Source organism: Luteibacter sp. P4_D7_3 (assembly GCF_056401735.1).
In genome coordinates, this window is sequence record NZ_JBFUIT010000495.1 from 1 (window position 1) to 1,920 (window position 1,920).

Consider the following 1,920-nt stretch of genomic DNA (forward strand, 5'->3'; position numbering starts at 1 on the left):
CCGCAGCGAGTGCCGGCGGTGCGGAGTACAGCGCCTCCAGCGTGCGTACCTCGCCCTCGAGGCGCATCGCCGAGATCAGATGGCGCATGTCCTGAGCTTGGCGCTCGCCGTCGGCGCGGATCTTGGCGTAGCGTTCGACCAGCGTCGGATCGGGCACCAGGGCCCAGGCGTCGAAGGCGTCCTGCGGCATGGCAAGCATCTGCAGCACGTTCAGGCGGGCACCGGCCCGCCGAGCGAACACGCCCGCCGCGGTCACAGCAACCTGGTCACCCGGCATCTGCATAACCACAACCGCAATTTCGCGAAACGAGTGGAGTTCCTCCGTTCGCACCTGAGCTTTCTCCGCCTCCAGCGGGTGCCAGGCCAGGCCATCGTTAGGATCCTGCAGGAGCCTGCTCTCGTTCATGACCGCCACCGTTCGTTTGCCATCGGGAGACTGTGTTGTAGGGCGATTGGCAGACGCGTCTCTTGACGCAGGTCAAACCGCACGGCGATCGAGAGCGCAGCGCGAGCCTAGGCCCAGAAACCATCGGCACTTGACCTCGATCAAACGATGGTCTCGGCCGGCAGCGCAGGCTGATGACTTCTGACCCAGGAGCACAGTCCATGAAAGCCATCGAGATTGGCCGCGAGCACGTCCCTGTTGTCAGCGGCACAACGCTCGTGAGCGAGGTCGCACGGCTCATGAGCACGCACCAGGTTTCGTGTGTGGTTGTCGCCGAGGCAAGCCGGCTGCCAGAGGGGGTGATCTCCGAGCGCGACTTGGTGGTGCGGGGTATGGCGGCGGGGGCCGATATGAGTCGTCTGACCGCCGCGGCGGTCATGTCGACCCCGGCAGTGGTGTGTCGCGCGGATGGATCGTTGGCTGACGTCGTGCAAGCCATGGCCGGCGGTGCAGTGGGCCACCTGCCCTTGGTCGACGAGAACCGTCGCTTGGTCGGCATCGTATCGGCAACGGACGTGACGGCCGCGGTCACCACACTCCTGGGGCAACTTGCCAACGCGCTCGCCGCCGATGCTCTGACCGACCGACCGTACGCGTGAGGTGGCGGATCGTGCACGCCATGCGGTGGACCCGCTACGGGGTTGACCTAGGTCAAGCCGACCGTTCACGACGTCGCTGAAAATGCTTTCCAGGCCACCACCGGTGAGCGGAGAAACTCATGTTCAACCACATTCTACTTCCCACGGACGGGACACCCGCGTCATTGAAAGCGGCCCATGTCGCTATCGAACTGGCGGCCCGCTGCGGATCGCATCTGTCCGTCCTTCATGTCGTCGAGCCGATCGCCTCGCCCCGCCACCGGGGTGGCGTCGCCGTCGCCGTGGAGCTCGACCGCATCGCTGACTTGCAACGCCTGTCAGATGGTTACTTAAGGCAAATCCAAGAGCTCGCCGAAGTTCGTGGTGCCGTGTGTACCACGTCACAGGTCACGTGCCATGCGCCCAGTGAGGCCATCGAAGAGTTTGCCGAACTCCACGATTGCGATCTCATCGTGATGGGCTCGCATGGCAAGCATGGCCTCAAACGACTGGTCCTCGGTAGCCAGACTCAAAAAGTGTTGATGGTCACGACCCGACCTGTCCTGATCTGTCCCTAGGAGATTCCCTAATGTTCGAGCGTATCCTTCTTCTGGTCGACGGCACGCAGGCGTCTGATCGAGCGACCCACGTTTGCATCGATGCGGCCGCTGCACTGGGTAGCCACGTCTATGCGTTGAACGTCATCTCACCGTTACCGTCGGTCAACCTGCTTGCTGACTACATTGAAGGCGATATCTGCTTTACTCGCGTCACCGGCCGGGCCACTCAGCTGCTGGAAAGGGCCAGGATTGCCGGCAAAGCTGCGGGGGTCGACGTGTCGACCGAATACACGTTTGACCATCGCCCCGATACCGTGGCGGTCGCCCGGGCGCATAC

4 protein-coding genes are annotated in these 1,920 nt (G+C 63.4%); 3 read left to right on the plus strand and 1 reads right to left on the minus strand.

Going from position 1 to position 1,920, the window contains the following annotated elements; genetic code table 11:
* On the minus strand, positions 1-406 hold a 406-nt coding region (locus AC1DSN_RS21960; protein ID WP_477332900.1), incomplete at its 3' end, for a hypothetical protein.
* A gap of 200 nt (positions 407-606) precedes the next feature.
* On the opposite strand from AC1DSN_RS21960, the gene AC1DSN_RS21965 reads away from it, so the two are divergent.
* The 3 genes from AC1DSN_RS21965 to AC1DSN_RS21975 all read left to right on the plus strand — a co-directional run.
* The gene (locus AC1DSN_RS21965) at positions 607-1,044 is read left to right on the plus strand and encodes a CBS domain-containing protein (protein ID WP_477296909.1); all 438 of its coding nucleotides are present in this window, start codon (positions 607-609) and stop codon (positions 1,042-1,044) included.
* 119 nt (positions 1,045-1,163) lie between these two features.
* Positions 1,164-1,601 carry a universal stress protein gene (locus AC1DSN_RS21970; RefSeq protein WP_477296911.1) on the plus strand — a complete coding sequence of 146 codons (438 nt, stop codon included), beginning with the start codon at positions 1,164-1,166 and terminating at the stop codon, positions 1,599-1,601.
* Positions 1,602-1,612: 11 nt separating this feature from the next.
* On the plus strand, positions 1,613-1,920 hold a 308-nt coding region (locus AC1DSN_RS21975; RefSeq protein WP_477332902.1), incomplete at its 3' end, for a universal stress protein.

Bases quoted from the DNA above. Each gene is read 5' to 3' on its own strand.
- AC1DSN_RS21965 (WP_477296909.1), top strand. From the start codon at position 607: ATGAAAGCCATCGAGATTGGCCGCGAGCACGTCCCTGTTGTCAGCGGC.
- AC1DSN_RS21970 (WP_477296911.1), top strand. From the start codon at position 1,164: ATGTTCAACCACATTCTACTTCCCACGGACGGGACACCCGCGTCATTG.